The organism is Sulfitobacter sp. HI0027 (genome assembly GCF_001634775.1).
Taxonomy (GTDB): domain Bacteria; phylum Pseudomonadota; class Alphaproteobacteria; order Rhodobacterales; family Rhodobacteraceae; genus Sulfitobacter.
The window spans coordinates 1-2,812 of record NZ_LWER01000052.1 but is presented as its reverse complement, the minus strand read 5'-3'; the positions used below and the strand labels follow the sequence as shown (position 1 = coordinate 2,812).

Here is a 2,812-nt window from a genome sequence, read left to right as displayed (position 1 = left end):
CTATTGCTGGGCCCATGCCCGCCGCAAACTGCATGATGTTACCCAATCCGGAGCGGCACCAATCGCGCAGGAAGGTCTGAACCAAATCCAGGCACTCTACCGCATCGAAAAAGACCTGCGCGGCCTGTCTGCCGACCAACGCAGCGCTGCACGACAGAAACGCTCAAGACCCATCATCGATGCCTTCGAGCTTTGGCTCGCACAAAGCCGCGCCCGCGTCTCAAGCAAATCTCCGACTGGAGAAGCCCTGAAATACATCGCCAAATACTGGGACGGGCTGTGCCTGTTCCTCACCGATGGCCGCATCGAACTCGACAACAATCCAGTCGAGCGCACCATCCGTCCCATAGCCCTCAACCGCAAAAATGCGCTCTTCGCCGGACACGATGCCGGGGCGCAAAACTGGGCCGTCATCGCCTCCCTGATCGAGACCTGCAAACTCAATGGGATCGAGCCCCACGGCTATCTGTCAGGTGTCCTGACAGCTATCGCCCAAGGACACAAACAAACCGACATCAACGAACTGCTGCCTTGGAATTACGCCAAACCCGTGTGACCAGCGCACCGCTTACTCTTAACCAGCGTGAGCCGCGCAAGCCTCAGCTTGAAAACTGTCAGAAACTAATCTATATATCTGACACTAGGAGGCGAACATGCAAACCACATCTCAAGCGATCAAGGCCTATGCTGAAGCGCTGCCGGAGGGTGCGACCCTGTCGGCGCGGGAGTTGTTGCACCTTGGAGAGCGTGCCGCGGTGGACCAGGCGTTGTCGCGGTTGGTTCGGCGCGGGGAGCTCATGCGTGTGAAGCGCGGATTGTTCGCTTTGCCTGTGAAAACCCGCTTCGGGAACCGGGCGCCCTCGGTTGAGGCCGTGGTTGAGCACATTGCGAAATCAACCGGCGAACGCGTATCGCAAAGCGGAGCATCGGCAGCGAACCTGCTCGGCATTTCGACGCAGAATCCATCCCGTCAAGTTTTTTGGACCTCCGGGCCGAGCCGCCATCTGAAGCTCGGAGCGCAAAGCGTCGAGCTTAAACATGTGCCGAGCTGGCAGCTTCGTGCGCCCAACAGCCGCGCCGGGCACGCCTTTCGGGCGCTCGCCTATTTCGGCAAGTCTGAAGCTGCCCAGGCTTTGAGGCGTATCAAAGCGACGTTGAACGAAGAGGAGAAGCGCGAGCTTCTGAGCCTTCGAGCCTCTGCGCCAACTTGGATGGCCAAGGAACTTAGCGCGCTTGCGTCATTGCAATGACCGAAAGCCAAACCTATTTTTCGCTGTCGCGCGAAGACAAGATCGACGCGCTGGAAGTGGCCGCCTCGAAACTGGGGCGGCCCGCGGACCTGTTAGAAAAAGACATTTGGGTCGTTTGGGTCCTTAACGCCTTGTTCGACAGTGACCTTGGCGAACACTTGGTGTTCAAGGGCGGAACGTCGCTTTCCAAGGTCTATAAGGCGATTGACCGGTTCTCAGAAGATGTCGACCTGACATATGACATCAGGCAGATTATTCCCGATGCCTATTGCTTGCGGGGTGCGTTTCGAGGCGGCGACCGCTATGCGCGTCACTGGTACGACCTGGATCGCTTGCAGGCTGTGGGTATCGCTGCTCGGGCGCTGGAGGATAAGCCGCTTGCCCAGGATGTTGCGAAGCACAAACAGCACTTTTTCCGCGAAACCGATCGTGCGGGCGCGACGATTAACTATGCCGATGCCGTCTCGGGGTCGCTTTGCCTGATCCCAGAAGGGGTGGCCCTTGAGGCGCTGGCCCAAGACTACCAGAAAATGCAGGAAGCGGGGCTGCTTCAGTCAGACTCCATCGCTTTCGATGACCTAATAGCTCGTCTGATGGTTCTTCAAGATCGGGCCAATAACCGAGCTGCATGAAGGAGACGGATTTGGTGATGGGCGTGAATCCTTTATGACATCGAACAATGTCGCGCCGATTGAAGCCATCAAAGAAACGCATCGAGCTTTGGCTGTTTTGCGGGCGCTCGAGCGGGCTCCGAGCTACCGTATGCATGAATTCGTCCTTTTGGATTGGCTCCGATTAATTGCGCTTGCAGCCACACGAGACGAACTCAATTCGACCGCCTGCTCACTGGAGTCCTTCGGCTTGGTGCGGCTGGGCCAATACGACGATAATCGGGTGCTCGAGCTGACTGAGCGCGGTCAAGATGTTGCGTTGGGCCGCGCCACTGCGGAGGGCGTTTTGCGGCCGGGGCCGGACTGCCCTTACTGATCCACTGCCGATGCCTCATGCACGTGTAGTCCTCTGAGCTGAAGGCTGTGCAATTGCGGACAGGGTCGACTTAGTTCTTTGCAACATGTCGGAAATACAACGGCAAAGGCCTAGCTCGAAGCACTACCGTCAAACCGCAGGAACTCCACCGGCGGTTCACCCAGTTTCCTTCGCGGCCAACCGAGTCCTTCGTGTGATGGTTAGGTCTTGATGAATTTGGCCCCTCCTGCTGTTGATTGTCACTGAGAACTGACCCGGTATTTTCACCGAGATTTGACCCACCCTCAGTTATGCGTCGTGGTCTATGATGCGGTCAATGTTTTGGCCTCCTTTGCAGTTTTCTTTGCTGCCTCAGAACTGACCTTGAAGCGGTAGCTGTCGTTTCCGGTTTCGAGGATGTGGCAGCGGTGGGTAAGCCGATCCAAGAGAGCGGTGGTCATCTTTGCATCCCCGAAGACCTGCGCCCATTCTGAGAAGCTAAGGTTGGTGGTGATGATCACACTGGTGCGCTCATAGAGCTTACTGAGCAGATGGAAGAGCAGCGCCCCGCCAGATGAACTGAACGGCAGGTAGCC

5 protein-coding genes are annotated in these 2,812 nt (G+C 57.3%); 4 read left to right on the top strand and 1 reads right to left on the bottom strand.

Annotation, left to right across the window (positions count from 1 at the left end; translation table 11 throughout):
- The 4 genes from tnpC to A3722_RS03615 form a co-directional block, all read left to right on the top strand.
- On the top strand, positions 1-556 hold a 556-nt coding region (gene tnpC, locus A3722_RS03630; protein WP_150120418.1), incomplete at its 5' end, for an IS66 family transposase.
- Positions 557-653: 97 nt separating this feature from the next.
- Positions 654-1,250, top strand: coding sequence for a DUF6088 family protein (locus tag A3722_RS03625; protein WP_067627380.1), 597 nt, complete (start codon positions 654-656; stop codon positions 1,248-1,250).
- Positions 1,247-1,882 (top strand): nucleotidyl transferase AbiEii/AbiGii toxin family protein, encoded by a 636-nt coding sequence (locus tag A3722_RS03620; protein ID WP_067627378.1) that lies wholly within the window; start codon positions 1,247-1,249, stop codon positions 1,880-1,882. The genes A3722_RS03625 and A3722_RS03620 overlap by 4 nt, the downstream gene beginning before the upstream one ends.
- 34 nt (positions 1,883-1,916) lie before the next feature.
- The gene (locus A3722_RS03615) at positions 1,917-2,237 is read left to right on the top strand and encodes a VpaChn25_0724 family phage protein (protein WP_067627377.1); all 321 of its coding nucleotides are present in this window, start codon (positions 1,917-1,919) and stop codon (positions 2,235-2,237) included.
- A 302-nt stretch (positions 2,238-2,539) separates the two neighbouring features.
- Here the strand turns inward: A3722_RS03615 and A3722_RS03610 are convergent.
- Positions 2,540-2,812, bottom strand: a 273-nt coding sequence (locus tag A3722_RS03610) for an ATP-binding protein (RefSeq protein ID WP_161488210.1), incomplete at its 5' end; no start/stop codon positions are given.

Excerpts from the sequence above, each read along its gene's own strand:
- A3722_RS03615 (WP_067627377.1), top strand. The coding sequence starts at position 1,917 with ATGACATCGAACAATGTCGCGCCGATTGAAGCCATCAAAGAAACGCAT.
- A3722_RS03625 (WP_067627380.1), top strand. The coding sequence starts at position 654 with ATGCAAACCACATCTCAAGCGATCAAGGCCTATGCTGAAGCGCTGCCG.
- A3722_RS03620 (WP_067627378.1), top strand. The coding sequence starts at position 1,247 with ATGACCGAAAGCCAAACCTATTTTTCGCTGTCGCGCGAAGACAAGATC.